This is a genomic window from Bacillus sp. CCB-MMP212, from assembly GCF_022748145.1.
In the GTDB taxonomy this organism is placed as follows: Bacteria; Bacillota; Bacilli; order Bacillales; family Bacillaceae_G; genus Bacillus_A; species Bacillus_A cereus.
In genome coordinates this window covers 40,678-66,082 of the sequence record NZ_JALDQE010000017.1, presented here as the reverse complement: position 1 = coordinate 66,082, position 25,405 = coordinate 40,678, and the positions used below count along the sequence as shown (strand labels likewise).

Below are 25,405 nucleotides of genomic sequence, written 5' to 3'. Positions count from 1 at the left end.
ACGAAGTCACCTTTTGTTACTTGTAATACTTGCTCTTTCATATCTTTCATTCTCCCTTCTTTTTCTTTTGTTACAAAACTTCTATTATACTAATACGCTTGATAGAAATACGATTAACGCTGTTAATACTACCGCCCCACTTGCTGATCCTACGAAGTCACCTTTTGTTACTTGTAATACTTGCTCTTTCATATCATTTATCCTCCCTTTTTATAAGTTATCTATATGTAATTTCTAAGAAATGTTTATTTCATAGTTTTTATGTTAACGTTACATTAAATTCGATAACGTAACGTTTGTAACATTAATGTAACATAACTATTGTTACGTTGCAATATAATAACGTGAAATTTATTACACTTTTTTTACGTTTTTTTATACAACTCCCCAAAAACCCTTATTTAATGCACTTTTCACTAAGCTCACGTTTGTAACATTCGTGTAATATTAAAGTCATAAAGTGAAATATAGCCATCCTTCTCTCTATTTTTGTTACAAACAGTTTATTTAGTGACACTAAACCTATCTAATCTTTACTTACTTTTAATATGAGATAAAATACCGTCTTTCCAAGATAAGTTTATATGTTTCCTCTATATAACTATGTATAATAAAAACAAAGAGGTGGTCATTTTGAAATTAATCGCATTAGATATGGATGGTACACTACTATCATCTAATCTTGAAATCTCCAAAGAAAACCTACAAGCAATCCAAACTGCACAAGAAGCTGGTCATATTGTAATGATTTGTTCTGGTCGTGCGAAAGAGGATGCTTTAAAGCTATTGGAAGAATATAAATTATCTCTTCCAGTTGGAGCAAGCAATGGGGCTATTGTTTATGTGGATGGAAAAGTAATTAACTCTCGTTGTATACAAAACGACAAAGTGTACAAACTTGCAAAATTACTAGAATCTGAAGGTTTCCCATATAAGCTATATACGAATAAAGGCGTTTATTCTCCATATACATGGCAAGATCAAGTGATGCAAGCGTTCGAAGAAAATAAGCATGCGCTCGATGTTACATTAGAGGAGCTTGAACGAATTACAGAAAAGCAAAAAAAATCAAACCTAATTACTGATTTCAAAAAAATAGAAGATGTTGTAAATAACCAAGAACTAGAAATATCTAAATTCTTCATTTCAACATTTAATGCAGCGCATCGCGCACAGCTATTAAGCGTGTTACAAGAAGACGCTGATATTATGGTTACAGCATCAGCTCCTACTAACTTAGAAATTATGGATAAGAATGGACATAAAGGAAACGGGCTACAGCAGATGGCAGCTCATTTTAATATCCCTATTGAAGATACAGTTGCTATTGGTGATAATTTTAATGATGTACCAATGCTAGAAGTAGCAGGCTTATCTGTTGCAATGGGCAACGCTGAAGAAGATGTAAAAAAACTATGTGATGTTGTAACACTAACAAACAATGAACATGGTGTTGCTCACGCAATTGAGCAATTTGTATTGAAACAAACTTCATCTAGTAAATAAAAAAAGGACTCTTTCAATTTGAAAGAGTCCTTTTTTTATACATGATGACAAGAAACAAAATGATTATCACCAACATTACGAAATTCTGGTATTGTTTTTTTACAAACATCTGTTGCAAACGGGCAACGTGTATGAAAACGACAACCCGAAGGTGGACTTGCTGGACTTGGAATATCCCCTTCTAGTATAATTCGCTCTCGCTTCACTGTTGGATCTGGTATTGGAACAGCTGATAACAATGCTTTTGTATACGGATGTAGCGGATTGGTAAATAACTCATCACGCGGCGCCGTCTCCACAATTGTACCTAAATACATAATTCCGATTTTCGTACATAAATGTTCTACTACACTCAAATCATGTGAAATGAATAAATAAGATAATCCCTTTTTCTCCTGTAACTCACTAAATAAATTAATAATTTGTGCTTGGATAGATACATCTAGTGCCGCCACAGGTTCATCAGCTACAATGAATTCTGGATTTAATACCATAGCCCTTGCTATTACGATACGCTGACGTTGTCCACCAGAAAACTCATGGGGATACCGGTCAATATGATAAGGAGCTAAGCCACATAACTCCAATACTTCAATTACCTTTTCACGAACATTTTCTTTCGTCGCTAATCCGTGGGCCAACATCGGCTCTCCAAGCGCTTCACCAATTCTCATTCTCGGATTTAATGAGCTAAATGGATCTTGGAAAACGAGCTGCATATTAGGGCGATGTTTTCTCAATTCATCCTTGGATAAAGAATGAACATCTTTCCCTTTAAACTTCACTTCCCCCTCCGTTTTTTGAACGAGGCGTAAAATTGTTTTTCCTATCGTTGTTTTTCCGCTCCCTGATTCGCCAACGAGACCAAACACTTCACCTTTATTAATAGTAAAACTTACTCCATCAACTGCTTTTACATGCCCGATTGTTCTACTAAATATGCCACCTTTAATTGGAAAATATGTCTTTAGGTTTTTCACCTCTAATAATGGTTCACTCATTGTTCCGCACGCTCCTCATATAACCAGCAAGCTACTTTATGATTTTCATCATTTCCATTTAGATTTGGGGCTTCTTTTTCACATATTTCCATACAATGCTCACAACGCCCACTAAAGTAGCAAAACTCACCTAAACCAACTAAATTCGGAACTTGCCCTGGAATAGAATATAGTTTATCTATTCGTTTTCCCATTACTGGTTTTGATTTCAACAATCCTTTCGTATAAGGGTGTTTTGGATTTTGGAATATCTCTAGTACTGGAGCTTCTTCAATAACTTTCCCGCCATACATAACGACAACGTAATCAGCCATTTCTGCTACGACACCTAAATCATGTGTAATTAATAAGATCGACGTTTTAAATTCTTCTTTCACTTGTCTTAGTAAATCCAATATTTGAGCTTGAATCGTAACATCAAGAGCTGTTGTTGGTTCATCTGCAATTAATAACTTAGGATTACAACTAAGCGCAACAGCAATCATAATACGTTGTAACATCCCGCCGCTCAGTTCATGCGGATAAGAATGAACAATTTCATTAGCACGGGCTATGCCAACTTTACGAATTAACTCAATTGCTTTCTTATACGCTTCATTTTTACTAAGTAATTCATGCTCCCTTAGCGTTTCTACAATTTGCTCACCTACAGTGAAGACGGGATTTAGCGATGTCATCGGTTCTTGGAAAATCATCGCAATATCATTGCCTCGTAAACTACGAAGTTCTTTCTCTTTCATTCCTAAAAGACTTTTTCCTTCATATAAAATGTCTCCACCTACTACACTGCCAGATTCAGCAATAAGCCCCATAATAGATAAAGCCGTTACACTCTTCCCGCAACCTGATTCTCCTACTACACAAACCGTTTCACCTTCTCGAACAGCAAAGCTAACATGGTTTACAGCCTTCACTGTCCCTTCCTCCGTTTGAAAGTGTGTTTGTAAGTCTTTTAGCTCTACTACCGCTCTACTCATACCTTCTCACCTACCGTCTCATCTTTGGATCTAACGCATCACGAAGTGCATCACCAAGTAAATTAATTGATACAACTGTTATAAAGATTGCAAAACCAGGCGGAATCCATAACCACGGACGCTTTTGGAAATCAATTAATGAGTTAGCTGCGCTAATCATGTTCCCCCATGATGGTGTAGGTGGGACAACGCCGAGACCTAAGTAGCTTAGCGCGGACTCACTTAAAATAGATCCAGCCACACCCAAAGTTGCTACAACAATAAGTAACGGAAAAACGTTAGGAATTAGATGATGAATGATTTTTCGAGAATCTTTTAATCCTAATACATCTGCCGCTTGCATAAAGGCTTGCTCCCGCAATGTTAAAATTTGTCCCCTCACAAGACGTGCAAGTCCTGGCCATCCTACTAAACTTAAAATAATCATTACAACATATAAACGGTACTCCGATGGTAATTTCCATTCTGATAAAATTGCCCCCATTATAATAAGTAGTGGTAATCCTGGAATGGACATTAACACATCTGCAACACGCATAATTAAATGATCTACAACTCCTCGATAAAAACCAGCAATTGCTCCTAATAGAGCTCCTAGTATAACGGATAGTAGCATCGACGCTAAACCGATTGTTAATGAAATACGCCCTGCTTGCATAAGTCTAGTTAAAATATCCCGTCCCAACTGGTCTGTCCCAAGCCAATGTGACAGGCTGGGTGGTTTATTAATTTGTGTTACTTGTACTTTCCCATCAGCATACGGTGAAAAGATTGGACCGATAAAACTAAATAAAAACATAAATATTAAAACGTATAAGCCACACAGTGCCATCTTATTTTTCTTGATTTTTTTATACGCTTGGCGCCATGGTGATGATTCATTTCTCTTTTTCCGTTCCTTCTTTTTCTCTATTATAGGTGTAATAGTCTCCATATCTTTCCCCCCTTACTTCAATCGAATTCTTGGATCAACAAACGCATAGACAATATCAGCTAAGAAATTAGCCATAATTGTTAAACAAGAAAGAAACATTGTAAAGGCCATTAATACCGTATAATCACGAAAGTTTAATGCTTCTAATTGAATACTCCCAATCCCGGGCCAATTAAAAATCTGTTCAATAATAATGGCTCCTGAAAATAAACCCGGTAATTCAAAAGCGAGTAATGTAATTGCTGGCAAAATTGCATTTTTCAATGCATGTTTATAAATAACGGTTCTTTCTTTTAAACCTTTTGCACGAGCAGTACGAATATAATCTTGCCTAATAACATCCAACATGCCCGTTCTAAAATAGCGTGTTAACGATCCTACACCAAGAAGCGTTAAAATAAATACAGGTAGAATCATATGACGTAATACTTCTAATATGTATGCTATCCCTGTTGAGTTACTCCCAATATCAATCATGCCACCAATAGGTAATAACTTTAAATCAACTGCTAATAATTTAATTAAAAATAGTCCGATAAAGAATGATGGAAATGACATTGCTGCAAAGACACCGATTGTTACCAATCTATCAAACCAAGAATGCTGCTTTGTTGCAGAAATAACCCCAATAATAAGAGCAATAATCCAAGTGAAAAATAAAGCTGCAGCAGCAACAATAAATGTATTCCAAATGAATTTATTAAGTAATGAAGTTACCGGTTCTTGGTACTGTAAAGAAAATCCAAAATCACCATGCAAAGCATTCACTAGCCAATGAAAATACCTTTCAATAATCGGTTTATTTAAACCGTACAACTCTCTTAATTCTTGAGCTCTCTCTGGTGTTAATTTTGGATTTGAATCGATATAATCACCCGGTAAGAGTGCAAATAAGAAAAAGATAATAATAGACGTACCAAACAATGTAGGAATCATTTGTAGAAACCTACGAATGATATATGTTTTCACCTTTTGTCTCCCCAATCCTATTTACTTAAAAATAGAAGAACATTTTTTCAAAACAGCTACCATTCCATTGCTGTGTGAAAAAACGTCTTCTATTATTTAGGTCAACCCTTATTGTTCAATAGATAACACTGGTAAGTTGGAACTGATGCTATCGTACTTTTCTGGATCAATTCCTTTTATACGTGCATTATGAGCATAAAGTAGTTTACGATAGTTTAATAAAATAACTGGTGGATCATCACTTAACTCTTTATACAGCTCTTTATAAATCGCTTTACGTTTTTCAATATCTGTCGTTCCTATACCTTTTACAATCAAATCATCTACTTTCGGATTATTATAACCCGTATCACTTTTTGGATTAGTTGATAAGTACTCACTTACAACTTCACTTGGATCACTAATTCCTGGTGTTGAAACTGCCGCTAAATCGTAGTCACCTTTTCCTACTTTTGAAAGCATCGTATTAAAGTCCATCAACTCTGGATTTAATTCAACACCAATTTCTTTGTAACTTTCTTTTGCAATTGGAATAAAGATATCATTTGTTTTACCTGTATTTGATGCGTAGTATGTTAATTTTAATTTTTGACCATCTTTTTCACGAACCCCGTCAGAACCTACTTTCCAACCAGCCTCATCCAATAATTTTTTAGCCTTTTCTACGTCGTGCGGATATTTATTAATACCTTCTTCTGTATATGCCCATGAAACTGGAGCAATTGGTACGTTAGCGACAGAGCCATAGCCTTGTAAAGCTGTATCCACATACTTCTTACGGTCTAATCCATAAGTAAGTGCTTGGCGTACCTTTTTATCTTTCAAATACGACTTCTTATTATTTACATAGATATAAGCAATATCACTTGATGATTCAAGATTAATATTTGCAAACTCCAATCCTTTTAATTGGTCTATATTTTCAGGGTTCGCTCTAAATCCACTATAGTCCAGTTCACCTGTTTGGAATAATTGGAATCCAGTATCACCTGATGTGATTTTGTAAATAAAGTTTTTAATTTTTGGTTTACCTGCATAATAATTTTCGTTAGCAACAAAGCGGACTTCTTGACCTGGAACATATTTTTCAAATTTATATGGACCCGCTGCAATTGGTTGCCCATATAATGCTTTTAAATAGTCTAAACTTGTATTTTGTTTATAATCTTTTCCATAATAAGCTTTTGATAGCACTGGGCCACCTAAATTCGTTAGCGCCTGTGAATTAACTTTTTCAGTTGTAATTTTAATTGTCTGCGGATCAACAACTTGGATTCCTTCAATAGAAGTTGCTTTTCCTTCTTTATATTCTTTCCCACCTTTAACAGCATACTGAGCAATATCCAATCCACCTTCATACGCTTTATCATGAAGTAGTGTTAATGTAAATGCTACATCATCCGCTGTTAGAGGCGACCCATCACTAAATTTTAAATTTTTACGTAAATGGAATGTATATGTTAACTGGTCAGCAGAAATATCCCATTTTTCTGCAAGATCCGGAACAGGTTTACTTTGTTTGTCTGTTGTTACTAATGAAGCAAAAATAACCGACGTTACATTTCCATCCCAACCATTATCTTGGAAATACGGAAGGAAAACTCCCCCTGGCTTAGAAATGGCTGTAATGAAAGTATCTTTTCGTTGATTTGCTTTCTCTGGACTTTTCTTTTTATCTGTAGCTGGAATTGATTCAATCTTAGAATCTTTTAAATCCTGCTTTTTTACTGGTTCTGTAGAAGCCGTATCCTCCTGTCCCCCACAAGCAGATAACACAAGCGAACTACTAAGTAATACTGAAAATACACCAGCCCATTTTTTTGTCTTTTTCTTCATTGTCCCCACCCTAACTGTTTAATAGTTATACCCTTTGAACTTATTAGCTTATGTATGCCTCCCACAGCACATTTATAGCCAATCGGAAAAGTCGGTTTTAATCAGAAAAAAATAGATGTTTTTGAGGGGTAACAATCTTATTCCGACCTTTCCGGTAGACTTTATGGTTATTAGCTTATATCGTTCATTATATTTTGTCAATTCTTTCTAAATAAATATTTTGAGAATTTTTCAAAAATTATCACTCTATCCTTATACTTTAAGAAAACTCAGCTATAATTCGTATTAAAAACTTAAAAATCTACTTCTATTTCTTCAGCATGAAACATAGAATACTAATAACCAATTACCAAAAAGGGGGCGAAAATATGGACAACCTATTCCAATACGTCCTGCACTACGTATTATTAACAATTATGATAGTCGGGGCGCTATTACTATTCCCGTTCTTCCCAAAGTTCGTCCTCTTTTTAGCTTTTTTTATCATGCTCGGGATCGCTATTATAATTTCAACAAGAGAAGATGCCACGCAAAAAGAGAGCAGAGTTCAGCGCGTAAAGCTGTAACTTTGCTCTCTTTTCGTTTTCAATCACTAGTCTCTGTTACACATATTTATCCCGCTATTTGCCGGACAGTACCCCCCCACTGATTAAAGTTTCACTTTATCTCTCGGGAAATAATTAGCCTTTGTTTTTGTGATTACTCCTATTGAACAGCCACTAATGGCATTTATTTTTCACTTTATCATTTCATACGCTTCACAAGCTATGCAAATTGAGGAACACGGATTTATCTAAGTTACTGTTTCACGTGAAACACATCGCTTCATTTAATCTTTAAAGCAAAATATCATTATGAAAAAGCCACTTCCTCCAGCAAAACTGAAAGGAAGTGGCTTTCTACTCTTTACTCCACAATATTCTCTAACTCACTATATAACTTCGCTCGCAACAACTCTTTCATCGTTTTTTCCTCATATAATTTTTCAAGTCTTTCAACATCAGCTACATGTTCCATTTCACATTCTATTGCATATATATCTTCTTCTACATGCATTAACTCATTTTCAATCTCTTCAAGATTCCTAGCTTTTTTCTCTTTTACTGGAACCATTTCAACACTCTTTCTCCCTTGGCGTTTTTGCTTTATTACTTGCTTCTCAAGCTTTCCTTCCCATTTTTGACGAGCCCATGCATAGTTTCCTGCAAACTCAAATAATTTACATTCATCAATCCAGTACGTCTTTTCAAATAACTTATTTAAAAAATAACGATCATGTGAAACAGCTAGGATTGTTCCATTATATTGCTCAAGGGCTTCCTCTAAAACTTCCCTTGATTCAATATCAAGATGGTTTGTCGGCTCATCTAGAATTAGAAAATTGATGTCTTGATACATAAGTTGCGCAAGTCTTAACCTCATTTTTTCTCCACCGCTCAGTTGCGTTACTTTCTTAAATACTGCTGGACCATAAAATAAAAACTTAGCCAATATATGTCTTGCTTCTCCTTCGGTTACAGCTACATACTCTCTAAACGCTTCTAATACATTACTCTTCACATTTCCATACGTATGCTGTGATAAATAACCAATTTTGACACTACTACCAATTCGAATTTCACCAACGTCTGGATTTATTTCTTCTAATAGTAGTTTTAATAATGTAGTCTTTCCTGTACCATTACGACCAACGATAGCCGCACGCTCTTGAAAACGAACATGTAAATTCGCTTGTTCAAATAAAGGTCGTCCAGCAAAACCTTTACTCACTTCTTTCATTACAACAACATCTTTCCCGCTTCTCTCTTGCCCTTCAAACTGAAGACCCATCTGTTTTCGTTCTAAAATTGGCCTCTTTAATTTCTCTATACGTTCTAACGCACGTTCCATATTTCTCGCTCTTTTATGCAATCCTTCATTCGGAGGGTTCGCTTGATTTGCCCATTCACGTAGACGCTTAATTGCTTCTTTCATTTTCTTTATTTTCTTTTGTTGCTCCTGATAAGCTTGAAACTCTTGAAGTAATCTTTCTTCCTTCTCCTCAACGAACTGAGAATAATTCGTATGGTACACGTGAATCTCTCCATCTTCCAAATCAAAAATTTTCGTTACAACTTCATCAAGGAAATAACGATCATGTGAAATAACCATAACTGTTCCAGTGTATTCTTTTAAAAATTGCTCTAACCATTCAACTGCAAATAAATCTAAATGATTTGTTGGTTCATCTAATAGAAGTAAATCTGGTTTCTGCAATAGCATATATGCAAGGCTTACTTTCGTCTGTTCTCCTCCACTTAATTCCGTAAATACTCTTGAAAATAAGTCTGTCACTTGTAAGCCATTTGCTACCTTCATTATATTTGCCTCGATTTCATAACCACCGAGAAACGCAAATTTTTCTTGAATGACTCCGTACCTCTCCATTAGCTTTTCCAAAGCAGATTGTTCCTGTTCCACCGCCATATTTTTTTCTAAAGCATGCATTTCTTTTTCTAATTCCTTTTCTACTTTAAAAGCAGAACTCAATACATCATATACAGTCATAGCCTCATCAAACTTCGGAATTTGTGCGACATGACCAATACGTGTACCTTTCTTCATATGAATGGCTCCTGCATCCAAACTCTCCATTCCCGTTAGAAGCCCAAAGATTGTTGTCTTCCCACTACCGTTACGACCAACTAATCCAACACGTTCACCATTCTTTATTTCAAGCGATATATTTTCAAATATAGTGTTTCCACCAAAAGATTTCGTTACATTATTTACACTACAAATAGTCATTTTCCGTACTCCTTTCAATATAAAAAACCATGAGAAAGAAACATTCCCCATGGTTTTCGGCATAGAAAAAGGAAGCCAAATAGCTCCCTTTTCACACGTTTATTAAAAATGGGTGAAGAGATTTCTATCGTTCAATAGTCACTATGCAATTGTTAAAAAAGGGCATACGTATCCCGTTAACAACTACATCATGAAAAATCGCACGACAAAAATAGATAAAATCTAAAAATTTGGCACGTGCAGCTAAAGAACGTTTCATCTCATTCACCCCTTTCGTACGGAATTTAATACTTACTTCTTTATTATACTTTCCAATTTCATGTTTGAATAGTCATTTTTCTGAAAATAATGAAGATAGACTAAACATTTCAATAAGTGACATCAAATCTTACAAAACTGTTATGTTCACGTAATGGAAAGCAATAGTACGAAAAGATGCCTCCCTATACAATAAAGATGTAAACAAGAGAGACAAACAAAAGGAGGAAACAAACATGATGAAAGAAATCGTAAAAGCAATCTTTGAGGTATTAGTGAACGGACAAGCAGTTGTAAAAGAACTAAATGAACTATAAAAAGGAGTGAAGAAATATGATGAACATGGTGAAAATGATTTTACACGCTTTAGTCGATGCAAAAGCAGTTAGCCAAGAATTAAACCAACAATAAAAAGGGGTATATGAATATGAAGAAAGCCATTATTATCATTGCAAGCACAGCAATTACTTTATACACAATAAAAAATAGAAAAAAGAGAAATAATGAAAATGTTCTATATTATCCATACACACTATTAGAGAAAAAATAAAAGACAAGGTACCCTATCGTAATGAGGATATCTTGTCTTTTATTTTTTCTATATTGCCTTTAGAGGATTTCCTTCTCCTTTTCCCGAATGTATTAAGCGGGATTTTTACACATATTTTAAAGGGGCATATATATAAATGGATACACAACAACTATATTTTTTAAACGATATCGGTAAACAAAAACCAGAAAGTATTCGGAATAGAAGCGCTGCATGTCCATTTTGCGATAAAGAACATTTAACGGATATTTTAGCAACTGATGGTTCTATTATTTGGTTAAAAAATAAATTTCCTACATTACAAGATACATTTCAAACAGTGTTAATTGAAACCGATAATTGCGAAGATCATATCGCAACATATACAGAAGAACATATGCGGAAATTAATGCAATTTTCTATTCAACATTGGTTACACTTACAGAAGAAAGAAGAGTTCGCGTCTGTGATTTTATACAAAAATCACGGTCCATTTTCAGGTGGAAGTTTGCATCATGCACACATGCAAATTATCGGAATGAAACATGTAGATTATCTTGAAAATATTGAAGAAGAAAATTTCCAAGGGGTAATTGTTCAAAAAAACGAACGCATTGAGCTTAACATTTCAGAGCGTCCCATTATTGGCTTCACTGAATTCAATATAATCATTGATAATATTTCATATATAGATGATATGGCAAATTACATTCAGCAAACTGTACGTTACATACTGACAGATTTCCATAAAGGATGCAGTAGTTATAACTTATTCTTCTATTACTTAAATGGAAAAATTATTTGTAAAGTTGTTCCTAGGTTTGTCGTTTCACCGCTGTATGTAGGATATAAAATACCTCAAGTTTCTACAAAACTAGAAGACGTAAAAATACAACTAGCGGAGTATTTCACAAAATGACACGATTATCAAAAAAAATAGAGTAGGTTAAAACCTACTCTTTTATTACACCTTTATTTCGATAGTACACATCTTCTAATCCGATGTTATACTTCATGTTATTATCCGTCCACTCTGGCCCTAAATTCCCTGGCCATCCAGATGTATTCGCTATATATTTCAGTAATGCAAAATCAGTCAAACCTTTTTGCACCCCGCGCTTATATCCTTTCAGTAAATGCGGCATTGCAATTTGTGCATTTGTACGTGGATCTTTTAGCTCATCATCAGTTAAATGTTCTGGTGCAAGCCCGCCGCCGCGGTGCAGTTGAAACAATCCGAATGAAGTTCCATTATCTCCAACACTCCTTGGATTTAATCGACTTTCATGCTCAGCAATTGCAAGAGGTATCCATTCCGGAAGATTTACTTTCTTCGCTTCCTCTATAATGATTTGTTTCACCTGTTTTGCTTCTTCTGAATCAACATAGCTTGTTCCATTCACTAGCTTATCCATTCCTTCAGACTTTCCTTGGAAATATAAATATACTCCAAGAACAACTAAAAATCCTACAAAGAATTTCTTCACTACCTCTACCTCTTTCTCCGCTGAAATTTTTCCCCTTTCAGCCTTCCCTTTACAATTACCTACATTCTATTACTCTTTTATCATAGCAAATAACTATACATATTATCATCATGCTTTAGACCGATTTTGTGAAAAAACAGCTGGTAAATACGTGCAAAAATGTAACTTTCATAGACTATAACGCATTTATTGTATATAATTGTAAATTGAATTCTAAATATAAACTAGGAGAATAATAATATGAAAAAATGGCTGTTACTCTTATTTAGTTTACTACTATTAATTCCTGTCCCTATTTCCGCACAAAAAACTGAACAACCAAAAACCCTTATTTTATATAGTTCAAACGATGATCAAATTACAAGCGATATCCAAATACTTAATACACAAGTAGGGCATTTCACTAATAATATAACAATTAAAAACATAAAACAGTTAGCTGAAATAACTGATAAATCTTCGTATACACATGTTATTTACATGGGTGAAAAACAAGAAGAACTTTCTACTGAAGCAAAGGAATTTCTAGAAGGCTTCCCAGGACCATTACTAGTTTTAGGTCAAAATATAGAACAGTTATCTACTCGTTTTTCATTTATCACACTTAAAAATGAAGATATAAACTCTGATACAATTGAATATCCAACACGTAAACTAAAGAATATATTAGAAGAAGAAAGATCAATTAAACAACTTGATACAAACGGAACAATTCTCGCACATGCTTTAAGAGGAAATAATACTTATCCATTAATTGTACAGCAAAATAATTCTTATTATGTAGCTACTTCTAACCTCTTTGATTGGATATCTTATTATATTGGCGAAAGCCTATTTTCTTATTTTCAGCAAAAACCCGAAACCAATAAAAAATTAGCTTATTTACGTCTTGAGGATGTTCACCCAGCAGCAGATATAAATCAATTGAAAGAAATTGCTGAATTACTAAAAGAGAAGAAGATCCCTTACATGATCACTGTTATTCCTGTATATACAGATCCAGATACAGGTAAAACACTACATTTAAAAGATAAATCCGAACTAGTCGATCTTTTACGCTCTATGCAAGATGATGGCGCAGCGATTATTATGCATGGTTACACTCACCAATTTTATGATAGTGAAACTGGGGAAGGTTTTGAATTTTGGGACGTAAAGACGGATCAACCAATTCGCCAATCGAAACATGAAAAACCGAAGAGAAAAGATGAATTTCCAAATATAGAGTCATATAACCAATATGTAAAAAAAGGGGAAGAGTTTGAGGAAAAATATACGACAGATCATATCGAAAAGGGGATTCAAGAACTTGTAGATGCTAAACTATATCCTGTCGCCTTTGAAGCACCTCATTACACAATGTCTCAAAAAGGGTATGAAATATTATCAAGATACTTTTCAACTTATGTAGGACAACTACAGTTAAGTGATACAACTTGGAAATCCATGCACTCTCCAGCATATAGAAGTACACCATCATTTCTACATGGAATGAAATTAATGCCTGAAACAGTCGGTTTTATTGAAGAAGATAAGCCACAAGCTATTGCTAAAATGAAAGCAAATGCTTTATCTGTTGCTAAATTATCCGATGGGATTATTGGAGCATTCTATCATCCTTACTTAGGTGTGAAACCATTAAAAGAAGTGTTAAAGGATCTAGAGAGTATTCCAAATATAGAATGGATTGATTTACAAAAGGAAAAGAATGAAATAAAAATGAAAGATATTCATATTACTACGAATAAAGACGGCATTCACGTTAAAAAACCAACAAGTGCAAATGACATAATTGATTATATAAAGCAATATGGCTTCTTCCTTATACTAGGATTCGTTATCATTGTCTTTCTTTTATTATTAAAACGTGCGAAAAAATTAGAATCCTAATACAAAACCACCGAGCGGAACGCTTGGTGTTTTTTTGTCATATATCAAACCGTGGCATTTTACTAAATAAATTCAACTTTTACTTTTTCCGTTACATGATTAAAACTATAATTCCCCTATCCTTTCAAATAAAATTGACTTGTATTTTCATATATTGTTTTTGCGACCTTATCAATGGATATGTTTTTTATAGAACTAATTTCCTTTAATACCTCTCGAATCATTCTTGGGTGCGTTATAACATCCTCTTGAAATTCCCACGGACCATCTGTTTCTACCATCATATATTCAAGCGGATAATACGAAACGATTTTTCTAATCTTCTCCTTATGTAAAACATCCGGTGTAATCGAAATATAATAACCATTTCTCATCATCCGTTTCATTGTTTCATCGCTTCCTTTAAACCAATGGAAGTGTGCACGTGAAACTTTATATTTCTCTAGCAAATCACATACAATGTCAGCATCTTCATAAACTGCGTGTAATACAATCGGCAAATTATACTTACTAGCTAGTTCTATAAATTTTTTCAATACAGCTATGTATGGATCTGCAGCAATTCTTTCATCTTCTTTTCTCAAATAATAGGGCAAACCTACTTCACCAATCGCAACAATTTCCTCTGCGTTCTGTTCAATAAGTTGATAAATCTGTTCACACTCTTCTTTATGAATCTGTTGCTCTGGATGAAACCCTATCGCTGGATATATAAAGGAATACTTCTTCGCTAAAGATAACGTTTCCTTACAAGATTGATAATTCATAGATACCGCAATAAGCCCCTTTATTTCTTTACTATTTTCCACCTCTTTTAGTAATCTGCTCTTCTCTTCATCCTTATATTGATCAACATGTATATGACTATCAATCCATTTCATCTTTATGCCCCCATAAAAAAAACAAGAAAGGACTTCCTTTCTTGTTTTAGCATCTATATTATTTAACAATTAAGTTTGTTATGATATCAAATAATCCAATACACACTACGGCAACAGTAAAGTAGCTACAGAAATCTTTAATTGGTAACTTCACTACTTCTTCTTTACGCATCCCATTTTTCTCCCTTCTTACTAGATCCCTAATTATTTTTCTATCTGTATCTATTATGCAAAAAATATGACAAATTTACTATCGAATTAACTTACGTAAACCTTACAATGTTGTAAGGTTTAAAAAAGATCCCCATCTTTATTCAGATGAGGATTATTAAAAATTAGTTGGTTTTTCATTCTTCATTACAAACAGAAAGTAATACATTGATACTTTCTAGTTACACTATATGAAAATTACTATCTTTTAACTATCGAATTACATTACAGAAGGCTTACATGTTTGTAAGTTATGTGTAATGTAATTCGATAGTTCTCCTTACTTATATTTCGTACAATAAAGTTAGAAAGTAAGCCAAATAAGAAGAACAATCACATAACCAAATTACATTGCTAGTAGCTACTCTTCTTATACCTTTCACCCATGCTACTACAATGTACCCCCTTCCCCTTTATATAACAAAAAAGCCTTAGTCTATATGGACTAAGGCTTTTTTGTTAACCTTAAAAATACCCTTACCCAGTATTTTTATTTTCGACAAAAAATAGCTGGGGGTATATTTCGCTATCTCACCGTTAAAAGTTTACTCTTCGCATTTATAGGAATATTTGCAACCTCAATCTCTTCAATGGACTCACCGTAACGCCCTTTTGCAAAAACCTTTAATGCTTCATCTCTCTTTAACATATGCTTAACCGTTTTCTTTATTTTCTGCTCTCTACCACGTTCATCGAATGCAATAAATTCATATTCATACCACTCATCACCGATATGCTGACCAATTGTATTCACAACCGTATAGTATTCTTTCGTCTTATAAAATGGATTATATTTATCGATAACCGGTCCAAGTTTCGTAGGCAGTAACATTACTACTATCACTATCATCGCTATTATAGTAGTGATCATTTTTTTCTTCATAATAAACATTCCTCCTCTGCAGGATATATATACATCCATTTTAAAAAGGGGGAATAAAATCTACTATTGAATCTCATTACATTACACTTACATTTTTGTAAGAATTAAAAAAGGTGAACGAATTTACTCGTTCACCTTTTAGCTTGCTTTAAAGCCACCGCCAAGTACATCACGTACATCATGTATAACAACGAAAGCATCTTCATCTACCCGGCTAATAACTTGTTTTAACTTAACAAGCTCTTGTTTATTAATAACAACATATAAAACTTCTTTATTTTTACCAGTATATCCGCCGCGCCCTTCTAATACAGTAACACCGCGTGTCATATTTTTCGTAATAGCTTCACGAATTAAATCTGGTTGATTCGAAATAATCGTAACAGCCGTTTTTGTGTCCATTCCTTCTACAATGAAATCAATCACCTTCGCTCCAATGAACACAGCCACAAGTGTATACATCGCCTTTTCTTGCCCTATTATAAATACAGAACCAGCAATTACAACAATATCAATAATTAGTACGCCTTTACCTACACTCCAACCTAAATATTGATTTGCTAACTGAGCTAAGATTGCTGATCCTCCCGATGTACCTCCGGCTTTGAACATACAGCCTAATCCAATGCCCACAAATAAACCAGCAAATAAAGCTGCTAATAATGTATCACTATTTACATGATACTCAATATGTTCTGTAACGTATAAAAACAAAGATGTTTCTACAATCCCTAAAATTGTATAAATCATTGTTTTCTTATCAAAAAATTTATAACCAACAGCTAGTAAAATTGCATTTATAGCAAAGTTCACAATTCCTGGTGACCAATCAAATAAGTAGTACGTAACAACCGTTAAACCAATAATTCCACCTTCCGATAAACGGTTTGGAATTGCAAAGTAATTAATACCAATTGCGAATAATAATGAACCAATTGTAATTAGTGTTATTTCCTTTATACGTTGATTAACCATAGTTCATACCCTCCCCCCATTTGACATTGTATCACTATCTCCTAGAGGTTTAGAAGTGGTTTTTATTCCGCATTTTCCCTCTTAAAAATTGAAATATTATGTTTAAACAGAGGGTTGATTAATTATTCATATTTGCTCTAACTGCACGGACAAATCGCTCCACATTCCCTTTCTGAATATACTTAGCGCGAATGGTTTCATGACTACAAGTAAATTCAAAATACGGATGAAAATCTATGCTATCTATATGCAAATATGAATACTCTTTAAATGTTGAAGAATAGTACGGAAATTTCCCGTAAAAAAGGAGACGTCTAGTAGTGGCAACAAAAACCCCATGTTGATACGATAATATAAAATTATCCTTCTCAAATATCCCTACCACAAAAGCCAGAATCTTTTCATCATCATCTACATACTTTTTCATACTCGATAAAAGTTCATTCATGCATATTCCTCCAAATTCTATTCACTGCATTAACACTTGAAAAGAATCCATGGATTATTACAGACCGGTTTAACTCCTTTATAAAGTATGAAACGCGTTTCCTGTCAAAGATATTTCAAAAAAATAATCCGTTATGCGATTATACACATAACGGATTACGATTAAACTGTAGAGCGTTCCACAAGTTCGTATGGAATTTCCAGCTTTTCTTGTTCAGAACTCTCGTCATTCACTTTTCTATGCAACATTTCAAAAGCAGTTTTCCCTATCTCCTTTAAATTTTGATCAATAGTTGTCAATTGTAACACTTGCGAGATAGGTTGATTATCAAAGCCAATAATCGCTAAATCCTCAGGAACTTGAATCCCTAATTTTTCAACCTCTGTCATAACCCCAATCGCAACTTCATCACCTGCTACTATTAATGCTTCAGGAAGATCCTGCATCTCTTTTAACTTATGAGCCACTTTTACACCATCTTCTAGTGTAAAACATTCTGTAAAGATCCATTCTTCATTAACCTCTTCGTCTATAGATTGCAATTGCTGTTTATAAACATCAAAACGTTTTTGGCTACTTGGCCCTAATTTCCTTCCCGTGCAATAACCAATTTTTTTATAACCTTTCTCAATCAAATAATCCATTCCTAATTGAAAGGCCGCTGAATGATTCGTATATACACTTGAGATGTTTGAAATATCATTGTCTTCACAAGCAATTATTGCGCCGTAAGAAGCATACGGTTCTATCGTTTCCCAATCATTTGCACGTGAACAAATAATAAGACCATCCAATTGTTTTGTTTTTAACATATGTAAACTTTTCATTTCTTCTTTTTTATTATAATTCGTTTGGCAAAGTAGCACCCTGTAATTATGCGCTAACGCAGTCTCCATCATTCCGCTCACCATCGCATCAAAACACGGATGATTAATATACGGTAAAATCACACCAACAATATTCGTTTTTCCTTTTGATAAATGAACAGCATTTGCGTTTTGCGAGTAATTCAATTTCTCAACTATCTCTATAACCGCTTTCCTTTTTTCTTCACTTACATATGGGTGATCATTCAACACTCTCGAAACAGTCGTAACTGAAACTCCCGCCATCTTTGCAATATCTTTAATATTAGCCATACACTCACCTCTACCTTTAACTTAATGAATCTCATGAACATATGTCAAATCTTCTTATCATTACACCTTCATTCGTTTCTCTTACAAAAGTGTAATTTTTCTGTAAGCTAATTCGATAGTTACTTTCCGCAACATTTCATACAATGGAGTCAGAAACAGGGTAACAACTATTCGAAAAGGAGCGGATTAATATGCTGAACAAAATGAAAACGAACAATTTCTTAAATACAATGGGCATGTTATTTTCCGCTCTTATCGACGCAAAAGCTGTTGCTTCTACATTAAACAAGTAAGGAGAATATATTATGAATAACATCACTTTTAACAAATTAGATTTTTTAGGACTAGCTAGTGGCTCGCTTCTTCTTACTGCTTTTATTTACGCCGCTACGCTTGTATAACTTTGTGTCCCCTTTCCCCTTTATTATAAATAGTAATAGAAAAGACGACCGTCTATGCCCGGTCGTCTTTTCTTATTTTTGATTTGATTGCAAAGCTTCTTTTAACTCCTCAAACTTCTCATTTAATTGATCTGTCATCATTTTCATAGCGGTTTTTCGATCTATTTGTTCTCCAGCCTCAATTTGAATTGGATCTCCAAAAATCAATTGTGCCTTTTTCCCCTTTATTAATTCTTTTACACTTGATGGACCAACATAAGCTGCCGGCACTAAAGGTACATTAGAACGCATCGCAATTGTCACAGCACCCGCTTTTAATGAAACATCTTCCGCTGATCTTGTTCCACTCGGAAAAATCCCTACTACCTTTCCTTCTTTTAATAAACGTGATGGAATTTTAAGTGTACTTGGTCCTGGATTCGCACGATCTACAGGGAATGCATTTACATTTTTAAAGAACCAATTTTTGAATTTCCCTTCAAATAATTCTTTTTTGGCCATGTAATGAATTTGAGTTGGATACATCCCTGTAGCTAACATTAATACATCCATAAAACTTGTATGTGTACATGCAACAACATACGGTCCACCTTCTGGTAGCTTTTCTCTTCCTTGTACTTCTACTTTCCCAGCTGTTTTAAATATATATTTCAACAAAAATGTAATTGGTTTATACATTTATTTCGTTCCTTTCTAAACATCCGAAGTATAATCATATTCTTATAATAATTATAACACTAAGTTTTAGGAGTTGGTAATAAAATTAAGGATGAATTGTTAAATTTCAATTCTTACAAAAGTGTAATTTTCTTGTAAGCTAATTCGATAGTTACTTCTTACTATATTTCATACAATTAAGTCAGAAACAGGGCAACAATTATTCGAAAAGGAGTGGATCAATATGATGAACAAAATGAAAACGAACAATTTCTTAAATACAATGGGCATGGTATTATCGGCTCTTTTCGATGCAAAAGCTGTTGCTTCTACATTAAACAAGTAAGGAGAATGTATTATGAATAACATTGCTTTTAACAAATTAGATTTTTTAGGATTAGCTAGCGGCTCTCTTCTTCTTACTGCTTTCATTTACGCTGCTACGCTTGTATAACTTTGTGTCCCCTTTCCCCTTTATATAGAAAAAGACGACCGTCTATGCCCGGTCGTCTTTTTAATTTTTTCTTTCTTTCAATTCTTTTAAAAGCTGTATCAGCTCAGCTTGTTGTTTTATCTTTTTACGACCATTTCGATTAATTGCTGCAAGCTCACAGGCAACTCCGACGGCGAAGAAAAACAATAAACTTTCTAACATGTGAAATCCTCCATTTGCCTATTAAACAGCTTGACGTAATTGCTCTTCTTGTAAAACTCTCTTATTTATATTTTCTTCTTTTCTCTGACAAACGTTATTGCGAATAAGCGCTGCAATAACAAGTACAGTCCCTATAATATCAAACATTGTGATCTGATACCCTTGCATCATCATAATAACTAAAGTCGTAATTGGTACAAAATTAATAAATAAAATCCCATTAATGGATGATAAAATTTTCACACCATAGTTCCAAGCAAGTAGCGCTACAATACCTGGCAATGTCATCATAAATAACAAATCGTACTTCACAATAGAAATCGTTCCCATACTAGGAACTGAAACATATCCAAGCGACGTAATAATTACCGTTATAATTCCTGTAACAGTCGTACCGAATACACACGTCAACGTAGAATAACGTAATGTTGACCAATCACTACACGTTTGACCACCCATCGTATAAATAACCCAGCCTACAACACCAATAAATATAAATGCTAATGAGAACATATTATCTTTCAATGTTACAAAGAAACTCATGTCACCTTTTGTAATAACAAACACAGCTCCTACAAAAGCAATAACCATACTCGTTATCATATACTTCTTCGGTTTTATATGCTTATATCCCCATAAAATACAAATAGAAATCATCGGCATAAGTGATTCCATAATGGAAGCTACCATTACACCCGACTTACCCATTAACATTTGCCCTAAAAATATGAGGACATTATATACTGTAAATGCCATCGTTCCAAAAAAGACGAGTAACTTTCCTCTTCCCTCTAAACGAAATGCCTGTTTTCCTTCTTTCATTAACAACAATACAATCAGCATTATCGCCACTGCTCCATAACGAATAAGCGAAAAATAAAATGGATCTATGTATTCTAGCGCATGATCAGCAACTGGAAACATCGCTCCCCATGACATACTCGCAATTAAACACGCTAAAGCCCCTATTATCATTTGACCTCTTCTCACCGCAATCCCCCGTTTCTTTCTATTTGCACAAAAAGAATTGTAAAAGAAAAAATATATCACGTAAAATGATTCAAAATGATGTTAACTATCATTTATAATGATAGTTAACATCAAGGGGGATTACAAAATGGAATTACGAGACTTACAAATCTTTAAAAGCGTTGCCGACCAGGGTAGTGTAAGTAGCGCAGCAAAGGAATTAAATTATGTACAATCAAATGTAACTGCACGTATTAAACAACTAGAAAACGAATTAAAAACCCCACTCTTTTACCGCCATAAACGAGGAATGACTTTAACAGCTGAAGGAAGAAAAATGCTCGTTTATGTTAGTAAAATTTTGCAAGATGTCGACGAACTAAAACAAGTATTTTTAGATAGCGAAACACCCTGCGGTATATTAAAAATCGGTACAGTCGAAACAGTAAGTACACTGCCTACCATTTTATCTTCTTACTATAAAAGCTATCCGAATGTCGATTTATCATTACAAGCGGGTCTAACAGAAGAATTAATTAGAGAAGTACTTGATCATCAATTAGATGGCGCCTTTATATCAGGTCCTATTAAACATCCACTAATCGAACAATACGATGTTAGTACAGAGAAATTAATGCTTATAACACAAAATAAAGCCTTTCATATAGAAGAATTTACAACAACGCCTCTACTCGTTTTTAACCAAGGATGCGGATACCGTTCCAAACTAGAACGTTGGCTTAAAGACGAAGGTTTGCTACCAAAAAGAATTATGGAATTCAATATATTAGAGACAATATTAAACAGCGTTGCACTCGGCCTCGGAATTACACTCGTACCACAGTCTGCTGTCCATCATCTTTCTAAAGCAGGTAAGGTACATTGTCATGCAATCCCTGAAAAATACGGCAGTATTTCAACGGTTTTCATACGCCGTAAAGATAGCTATATGACGAATTCAATGCGTAGTTTTTTAAAAACAATTGAAGAACATCATCATATCAATATGCTGTGAAAGACATTCTTACATGAATGTCTTTTTTTCTTACAAAAGTGTAAGTCTTTCGTAAGCTAATTCGATAGTTGCAAGTGGACATATTTCCTATAATTAAGACATAAGCAGGGCAACAACAATTCGAAAAGGAGCGGATACGCATGATGAACAATATGAAATCAAATAAATTTTTAAATACAATGGGCATGGTGCTATCCGCACTTGTCGATGCAAAAGCTGTTGCAACTACATTAAACAAATAAGGAGAGATTATAATGAACAACATTACTTTCAACAAATCAGACTTTATCGGACTTGCAAGTGGAGCTACTCTTCTTACGGCTTTCATTTATACACTTGCTCAAGGTCTTGTTTAACACTTTGTTTCCCCAAACCCCTTTATATATAGAAAAAGCTGCTCGTCTTATAGACAAGCAGCTTTTTAGTTTGTTTCATATATAATTTGACCTGTTTTCGTAATATCATATCCGCCAATCGCATTTAATTCATTATGAAATTCTTCCGATTGCAGAATGTCTTTCACGACTTCAATCAGCTCTTCATTTTCTTTATTCTTCAAAATTACTAAATCATACTGTTCTTTCATGATTGGAATAAAGTCCACATTTACAATTTGCGAAAACTTTTCTGAACCTACTCCTACATCAGCTTTTCCATTTGCAACTTGCGTGGCAACACCCAGATGATTCGATTCTTCCCATTCATATCCACTAATATCAGTTTTATTTAATTTTCGGATTCGTAATTGTTCATCCACTAACACTCTAATACCAGAACCCTTTTCTCGATTTACAAACTTTATAGTGGATCTGGATATGTCGGCCCATGTCTTTATTTTCTTCGGATTTCCTTTTTGGACATAAAATCCTACATTTCTGGACAATAAATTAATCATAATACATGGCTGGCCTACTAAAATGCGTTTTACATAAGGAACATTATATGTACCCGTTTCACCATCAAACAAATGCAAACTAACGATACTTCCTTCTCCTTGATACATTTTCACTAAACTTGTTAAGCTACCTTGATACGCCCTTAAAACATTAGAACTCGGCAAACGATTTTCTATACGTTTAGCTAACATATCTAACGTTAGTTCTTGACCACTAATAATACACGTGTTCAAGATACTACTACCATCGTTTTTTACAGGAGTAACTTGTACCTTTCCTGTTTTCATTTGTTTTATATATTGATCTAAATCTGCTGCATCAATGCGCATCTGTCTACCAACTCTATAAGAAGGAAGTTCTCCTTTTTTAATTAAGTCGTATACAGTTAATTTTGATACTTTTAATCGCTTTGCTACTTCTTCCGTTGTGTAGGAATGATGATCCATAGACGATTCCTCACTTTCTTCTTTCATTGTAACAAAGAAAAGAATATTTCTCCTATTTTTTAAAAATAGATATATGTTCAAATTATATTCAATTATAACTAGTTATAATTAGTTATATTTAGTTATAATTAGATGTGTCAAAACGAAAGGGGATTTTTTTATGAATAAATTTACATTACGTTCGATTGGGGCACTTATACTTTCTTTTCTTCTTATATTTAGTGTTGCATGTACAAACGGAGATAAGAAAGAGAAATCAACTGCTAAAGAAGGAAAAGCAGTTGAACTTACTATCTCAGCTGCTGCAAGCTTACAAGATGCATTAAAAGAAATTGAAAAACAATATAAAGAAAAAGAACCAAATATTAAACTTTCTTTTAACTTCGGTGCTTCTGGAGCACTTCAACAACAAATTGAACAAGGTGCACCTGCTGATTTATTCTTCTCTGCTGCAGAAGATAAATTCCAAATCCTTGTAAAAAAAGGATTCATTAATGAAAAAGAAGGGAAAAATCTTCTTGGAAATGAACTAGTTCTAGTCATCCCTAAAGATAGTTCTCTTACAAAATTTCAAGATTTAAAAGATGAGAAAATCAAAAAAATCGCACTTGGTACACCTGAATCTGTACCTGCTGGCAAATATGCAAAGGCCTCTCTAACACACGAAAACCTTTGGAATGATGTTCAAAATAAAGTCGTATTTACAAAAGATGTTCGCCAAGTGTTAACATATGTAGAAACAGGAAATGTCAATGCTGGTATCGTATACAAAACAGATGCTCTCATTTCAGATAAAGTAAAAATTGGTGAAACAGCAGCAGCTACTTCTCATGAGCCAATCCAGTATCCTTTAGGTGTTATAAAGGAATCTAAACATAAGAAAGAGGCGACTTCATTTTATGAGTATTTGCAGTCAAAAGATGCACAATCTATCTTTAAGAAATATGGATTTACAGTCCTGTCGTAATTACTATGAGCATTGATGCTATTATATCGCCTGTCTTTCTATCTTTAAGAGTAGCTGCGTGTGCCACTATTCTCGTTACAATTTTAGGGACGATTGTCGGGCGAGCACTAGCTCGCTCCTCATGGCGATATAAAGTACTATTAGAAACCATATTTTTATTACCAATGGTACTTCCACCAACTGTTATCGGCTTCTTTCTCATTATCATCTTTGGAAACAACAGCCCGATCGGAAGGTGGGTTGAATCATTATTTCAGCAGTCTATTATGTTCACATCTACCGCTGCGATCATCGCTTCTACAGTTGTTGCATTTCCACTTATGTACCAATCAGCGAAAACGGGATTTTCTATCGCAAATGTACAAATTGAAGAAAGTGCTCGTGACCTTGGCGCAAGTGAATATCAAGTTTTTCTGCACGTTACACTTCCGCTCGCATTTCCTGCATTACTAAGCGGGATGATTTTGAGCTTTGTCCGCGCGCTCGGTGAGTTTGGTGCTACACTCATGTTTGCCGGGAATATCCCTGGTAAAACACAGACAATCCCGACTGCAATTTACATGGCCATTGACGCAAGTAATATGCAACTCGCCTGGACACTTGTGGTTATCACTATTAGTATGTCACTCCTATTTCTGCTATGTATTCAGCTTATTAACAAAAGAATTACTAACCCTTAAAGCAGCTTT

General features: G+C 34.3%; 29 protein-coding genes. 11 read left to right on the top strand and 18 right to left on the bottom strand.

Annotated features, from left to right (window positions below; all coding sequences use genetic code 11):
- Positions 1–84: 84 nt before the first annotated feature.
- Positions 85–192, bottom strand: a complete 108-nt coding sequence (locus MRP26_RS28600; protein ID WP_000664237.1) for a DUF3948 family protein — start codon at positions 190–192, stop codon at positions 85–87.
- A 441-nt stretch (positions 193–633) separates the two neighbouring features.
- Between MRP26_RS28600 and MRP26_RS28595 the strand changes: the two genes are divergently transcribed.
- The gene (locus tag MRP26_RS28595) at positions 634–1,506 is read left to right on the top strand and encodes a Cof-type HAD-IIB family hydrolase (protein ID WP_000766424.1); all 873 of its coding nucleotides are present in this window, start codon (positions 634–636) and stop codon (positions 1,504–1,506) included.
- A 35-nt stretch (positions 1,507–1,541) separates the two neighbouring features.
- Here the strand turns inward: MRP26_RS28595 and MRP26_RS28590 are convergent, their stop codons facing one another.
- From MRP26_RS28590 to MRP26_RS28570, 5 genes are all read right to left on the bottom strand, one after another.
- Complete coding sequence (locus tag MRP26_RS28590; RefSeq protein WP_063546235.1) at positions 1,542–2,507, bottom strand: ABC transporter ATP-binding protein; 966 nt, start codon at positions 2,505–2,507, stop codon at positions 1,542–1,544.
- Positions 2,504–3,484, bottom strand: coding sequence for an ABC transporter ATP-binding protein (locus MRP26_RS28585; RefSeq protein ID WP_053565413.1), 981 nt, complete (start codon positions 3,482–3,484; stop codon positions 2,504–2,506). Before MRP26_RS28585 ends, MRP26_RS28590 begins: the two co-directional genes overlap by 4 nt.
- A 10-nt stretch (positions 3,485–3,494) precedes the next feature.
- A complete protein-coding gene (gene opp4C, locus MRP26_RS28580; protein ID WP_000447957.1) occupies positions 3,495–4,418 on the bottom strand; it encodes an oligopeptide ABC transporter permease in 924 nt (307 codons plus the stop codon).
- 12 nt (positions 4,419–4,430) lie between these two features.
- A complete protein-coding gene (locus MRP26_RS28575) occupies positions 4,431–5,387 on the bottom strand; it encodes an ABC transporter permease (protein ID WP_000860687.1) in 957 nt (318 codons plus the stop codon).
- Between the two features lie 108 nt (positions 5,388–5,495).
- Positions 5,496–7,223, bottom strand: a complete 1,728-nt coding sequence (locus MRP26_RS28570) for an ABC transporter substrate-binding protein (RefSeq protein WP_000730676.1) — start codon at positions 7,221–7,223, stop codon at positions 5,496–5,498.
- A 368-nt stretch (positions 7,224–7,591) separates the two neighbouring features.
- Between MRP26_RS28570 and MRP26_RS28565 the strand changes: the two genes are divergently transcribed.
- Positions 7,592–7,789 carry a hypothetical protein gene (locus MRP26_RS28565; RefSeq protein WP_000369254.1) on the top strand — a complete coding sequence of 66 codons (198 nt, stop codon included), beginning with the start codon at positions 7,592–7,594 and terminating at the stop codon, positions 7,787–7,789.
- Positions 7,790–8,129: 340 nt separating this feature from the next.
- Here the strand turns inward: MRP26_RS28565 and abc-f are convergent, their stop codons facing one another.
- Complete coding sequence (gene abc-f / locus MRP26_RS28560; protein ID WP_242807369.1) at positions 8,130–10,061, bottom strand: ribosomal protection-like ABC-F family protein; 1,932 nt, start codon at positions 10,059–10,061, stop codon at positions 8,130–8,132.
- 73 nt (positions 10,062–10,134) lie between these two features.
- On the bottom strand, positions 10,135–10,269 hold the full coding sequence (locus MRP26_RS31000; protein ID WP_000830643.1) for an RAxF-45 family protein: 135 nt from the start codon (positions 10,267–10,269) through the stop codon (positions 10,135–10,137).
- A gap of 420 nt (positions 10,270–10,689) precedes the next feature.
- Between MRP26_RS31000 and MRP26_RS28550 the strand changes: the two genes are divergently transcribed.
- Both MRP26_RS28550 and MRP26_RS28545 read left to right on the top strand, forming a co-directional pair.
- The gene (locus MRP26_RS28550) at positions 10,690–10,818 is read left to right on the top strand and encodes a hypothetical protein (RefSeq protein ID WP_053565418.1); all 129 of its coding nucleotides are present in this window, start codon (positions 10,690–10,692) and stop codon (positions 10,816–10,818) included.
- A 136-nt stretch (positions 10,819–10,954) separates the two neighbouring features.
- Positions 10,955–11,716 carry a DUF4931 domain-containing protein gene (locus tag MRP26_RS28545; RefSeq protein WP_053565419.1) on the top strand — a complete coding sequence of 254 codons (762 nt, stop codon included), beginning with the start codon at positions 10,955–10,957 and terminating at the stop codon, positions 11,714–11,716.
- Between the two features lie 34 nt (positions 11,717–11,750).
- Here the strand turns inward: MRP26_RS28545 and MRP26_RS28540 are convergent, their stop codons facing one another.
- On the bottom strand, positions 11,751–12,284 hold the full coding sequence (locus MRP26_RS28540; protein WP_000713252.1) for a transglycosylase SLT domain-containing protein: 534 nt from the start codon (positions 12,282–12,284) through the stop codon (positions 11,751–11,753).
- Positions 12,285–12,524: 240 nt separating this feature from the next.
- Here MRP26_RS28540 and MRP26_RS28535 point away from each other — a divergent pair, with 240 nt between their 5' ends.
- A complete protein-coding gene (locus MRP26_RS28535) occupies positions 12,525–14,174 on the top strand; it encodes a DUF2334 domain-containing protein (RefSeq protein ID WP_197242008.1) in 1,650 nt (549 codons plus the stop codon).
- A gap of 116 nt (positions 14,175–14,290) precedes the next feature.
- Here the strand turns inward: MRP26_RS28535 and MRP26_RS28530 are convergent, their stop codons facing one another.
- The 5 genes from MRP26_RS28530 to MRP26_RS28510 form a co-directional block, all read right to left on the bottom strand.
- On the bottom strand, positions 14,291–15,055 hold the full coding sequence (locus MRP26_RS28530) for a TatD family hydrolase (RefSeq protein ID WP_000871103.1): 765 nt from the start codon (positions 15,053–15,055) through the stop codon (positions 14,291–14,293).
- A 736-nt stretch (positions 15,056–15,791) separates the two neighbouring features.
- Positions 15,792–16,148 carry a YxeA family protein gene (locus MRP26_RS28525; RefSeq protein WP_000728423.1) on the bottom strand — a complete coding sequence of 119 codons (357 nt, stop codon included), beginning with the start codon at positions 16,146–16,148 and terminating at the stop codon, positions 15,792–15,794.
- Between the two features lie 138 nt (positions 16,149–16,286).
- The gene (locus MRP26_RS28520; RefSeq protein WP_000248045.1) at positions 16,287–17,123 is read right to left on the bottom strand and encodes a YitT family protein; all 837 of its coding nucleotides are present in this window, start codon (positions 17,121–17,123) and stop codon (positions 16,287–16,289) included.
- A gap of 118 nt (positions 17,124–17,241) precedes the next feature.
- Positions 17,242–17,571, bottom strand: coding sequence for a PH domain-containing protein (locus tag MRP26_RS28515; RefSeq protein ID WP_001004245.1), 330 nt, complete (start codon positions 17,569–17,571; stop codon positions 17,242–17,244).
- Between the two features lie 161 nt (positions 17,572–17,732).
- Entirely contained in the window at positions 17,733–18,710 is a 978-nt protein-coding gene (locus MRP26_RS28510) for a LacI family DNA-binding transcriptional regulator (protein ID WP_001273903.1), read from the bottom strand.
- 305 nt (positions 18,711–19,015) lie between these two features.
- Here MRP26_RS28510 and MRP26_RS28505 point away from each other — a divergent pair, with 305 nt between their 5' ends.
- Positions 19,016–19,111, top strand: a complete 96-nt coding sequence (locus tag MRP26_RS28505) for a DUF3948 family protein (RefSeq protein WP_001060007.1) — start codon at positions 19,016–19,018, stop codon at positions 19,109–19,111.
- Between the two features lie 72 nt (positions 19,112–19,183).
- On the opposite strand, the gene MRP26_RS28500 is transcribed toward MRP26_RS28505, so the two are convergent.
- Positions 19,184–19,789: a lysophospholipid acyltransferase family protein gene (locus MRP26_RS28500; RefSeq protein ID WP_000277778.1), complete on the bottom strand. Its 606-nt coding sequence runs from the start codon at positions 19,787–19,789 to the stop codon at positions 19,184–19,186.
- 337 nt (positions 19,790–20,126) lie between these two features.
- Here MRP26_RS28500 and MRP26_RS28495 point away from each other — a divergent pair, with 337 nt between their 5' ends.
- Entirely contained in the window at positions 20,127–20,222 is a 96-nt protein-coding gene (locus MRP26_RS28495; protein WP_001059387.1) for a DUF3948 family protein, read from the top strand.
- A gap of 60 nt (positions 20,223–20,282) precedes the next feature.
- Here MRP26_RS28495 and MRP26_RS28490 read toward each other — a convergent pair whose 3' ends face one another.
- Both MRP26_RS28490 and MRP26_RS28485 read right to left on the bottom strand, forming a co-directional pair.
- A complete protein-coding gene (locus MRP26_RS28490) occupies positions 20,283–20,423 on the bottom strand; it encodes a YrzO family protein (RefSeq protein WP_000894065.1) in 141 nt (46 codons plus the stop codon).
- A gap of 21 nt (positions 20,424–20,444) precedes the next feature.
- On the bottom strand, positions 20,445–21,413 hold the full coding sequence (locus tag MRP26_RS28485; RefSeq protein ID WP_002004285.1) for a DMT family transporter: 969 nt from the start codon (positions 21,411–21,413) through the stop codon (positions 20,445–20,447).
- A 127-nt stretch (positions 21,414–21,540) separates the two neighbouring features.
- Here MRP26_RS28485 and MRP26_RS28480 point away from each other — a divergent pair, with 127 nt between their 5' ends.
- Both MRP26_RS28480 and MRP26_RS28475 read left to right on the top strand, forming a co-directional pair.
- A complete protein-coding gene (locus MRP26_RS28480) occupies positions 21,541–22,407 on the top strand; it encodes a LysR family transcriptional regulator (protein ID WP_064531607.1) in 867 nt (288 codons plus the stop codon).
- 254 nt (positions 22,408–22,661) lie between these two features.
- Positions 22,662–22,763 carry a DUF3948 family protein gene (locus MRP26_RS28475; RefSeq protein WP_001060018.1) on the top strand — a complete coding sequence of 34 codons (102 nt, stop codon included), beginning with the start codon at positions 22,662–22,664 and terminating at the stop codon, positions 22,761–22,763.
- Positions 22,764–22,828: 65 nt separating this feature from the next.
- On the opposite strand, the gene MRP26_RS28470 is transcribed toward MRP26_RS28475, so the two are convergent.
- On the bottom strand, positions 22,829–23,749 hold the full coding sequence (locus tag MRP26_RS28470; protein WP_197242026.1) for a substrate-binding domain-containing protein: 921 nt from the start codon (positions 23,747–23,749) through the stop codon (positions 22,829–22,831).
- Between the two features lie 160 nt (positions 23,750–23,909).
- Between MRP26_RS28470 and modA the strand changes: the two genes are divergently transcribed.
- Positions 23,910–24,716: a molybdate ABC transporter substrate-binding protein gene (gene modA, locus MRP26_RS28465; RefSeq protein WP_088025498.1), complete on the top strand. Its 807-nt coding sequence runs from the start codon at positions 23,910–23,912 to the stop codon at positions 24,714–24,716.
- A 5-nt stretch (positions 24,717–24,721) separates the two neighbouring features.
- The gene (gene modB, locus MRP26_RS28460) at positions 24,722–25,396 is read left to right on the top strand and encodes a molybdate ABC transporter permease subunit (protein WP_002152004.1); all 675 of its coding nucleotides are present in this window, start codon (positions 24,722–24,724) and stop codon (positions 25,394–25,396) included.
- The last annotated feature ends 9 nt before the right edge of the window (positions 25,397–25,405 follow it).

Excerpts from the sequence above, each read along its gene's own strand:
- MRP26_RS28600 (WP_000664237.1), bottom strand. The coding sequence starts at position 192 with ATGAAAGAGCAAGTATTACAAGTAACAAAAGGTGACTTCGTAGGATCA.
- MRP26_RS28590 (WP_063546235.1), bottom strand. The coding sequence starts at position 2,507 with ATGAGTGAACCATTATTAGAGGTGAAAAACCTAAAGACATATTTTCCA.
- MRP26_RS28585 (WP_053565413.1), bottom strand. The coding sequence starts at position 3,484 with ATGAGTAGAGCGGTAGTAGAGCTAAAAGACTTACAAACACACTTTCAA.
- opp4C (WP_000447957.1), bottom strand. The coding sequence starts at position 4,418 with ATGGAGACTATTACACCTATAATAGAGAAAAAGAAGGAACGGAAAAAG.
- MRP26_RS28570 (WP_000730676.1), bottom strand. The coding sequence starts at position 7,223 with ATGAAGAAAAAGACAAAAAAATGGGCTGGTGTATTTTCAGTATTACTT.
- MRP26_RS28565 (WP_000369254.1), top strand. The coding sequence starts at position 7,592 with ATGGACAACCTATTCCAATACGTCCTGCACTACGTATTATTAACAATT.
- abc-f (WP_242807369.1), bottom strand. The coding sequence starts at position 10,061 with ATGGGGAATGTTTCTTTCTCATGGTTTTTTATATTGAAAGGAGTACGG.
- MRP26_RS31000 (WP_000830643.1), bottom strand. The coding sequence starts at position 10,269 with ATGAAACGTTCTTTAGCTGCACGTGCCAAATTTTTAGATTTTATCTAT.
- MRP26_RS28550 (WP_053565418.1), top strand. The coding sequence starts at position 10,690 with ATGAATATGAAGAAAGCCATTATTATCATTGCAAGCACAGCAATTACT.
- MRP26_RS28545 (WP_053565419.1), top strand. The coding sequence starts at position 10,955 with ATGGATACACAACAACTATATTTTTTAAACGATATCGGTAAACAAAAA.
- MRP26_RS28535 (WP_197242008.1), top strand. The coding sequence starts at position 12,525 with ATGAAAAAATGGCTGTTACTCTTATTTAGTTTACTACTATTAATTCCT.
- MRP26_RS28530 (WP_000871103.1), bottom strand. The coding sequence starts at position 15,055 with ATGAAATGGATTGATAGTCATATACATGTTGATCAATATAAGGATGAA.
- MRP26_RS28525 (WP_000728423.1), bottom strand. The coding sequence starts at position 16,148 with ATGAAGAAAAAAATGATCACTACTATAATAGCGATGATAGTGATAGTA.
- MRP26_RS28520 (WP_000248045.1), bottom strand. The coding sequence starts at position 17,123 with ATGGTTAATCAACGTATAAAGGAAATAACACTAATTACAATTGGTTCA.
- MRP26_RS28515 (WP_001004245.1), bottom strand. The coding sequence starts at position 17,571 with ATGAATGAACTTTTATCGAGTATGAAAAAGTATGTAGATGATGATGAA.
- MRP26_RS28510 (WP_001273903.1), bottom strand. The coding sequence starts at position 18,710 with ATGGCTAATATTAAAGATATTGCAAAGATGGCGGGAGTTTCAGTTACG.
- MRP26_RS28505 (WP_001060007.1), top strand. The coding sequence starts at position 19,016 with ATGAATAACATCACTTTTAACAAATTAGATTTTTTAGGACTAGCTAGT.
- MRP26_RS28500 (WP_000277778.1), bottom strand. The coding sequence starts at position 19,789 with ATGTATAAACCAATTACATTTTTGTTGAAATATATATTTAAAACAGCT.
- MRP26_RS28495 (WP_001059387.1), top strand. The coding sequence starts at position 20,127 with ATGAATAACATTGCTTTTAACAAATTAGATTTTTTAGGATTAGCTAGC.
- MRP26_RS28490 (WP_000894065.1), bottom strand. The coding sequence starts at position 20,423 with ATGTTAGAAAGTTTATTGTTTTTCTTCGCCGTCGGAGTTGCCTGTGAG.
- MRP26_RS28480 (WP_064531607.1), top strand. The coding sequence starts at position 21,541 with ATGGAATTACGAGACTTACAAATCTTTAAAAGCGTTGCCGACCAGGGT.
- MRP26_RS28475 (WP_001060018.1), top strand. The coding sequence starts at position 22,662 with ATGAACAACATTACTTTCAACAAATCAGACTTTATCGGACTTGCAAGT.
- MRP26_RS28470 (WP_197242026.1), bottom strand. The coding sequence starts at position 23,749 with ATGGATCATCATTCCTACACAACGGAAGAAGTAGCAAAGCGATTAAAA.
- modA (WP_088025498.1), top strand. The coding sequence starts at position 23,910 with ATGAATAAATTTACATTACGTTCGATTGGGGCACTTATACTTTCTTTT.
- modB (WP_002152004.1), top strand. The coding sequence starts at position 24,722 with ATGAGCATTGATGCTATTATATCGCCTGTCTTTCTATCTTTAAGAGTA.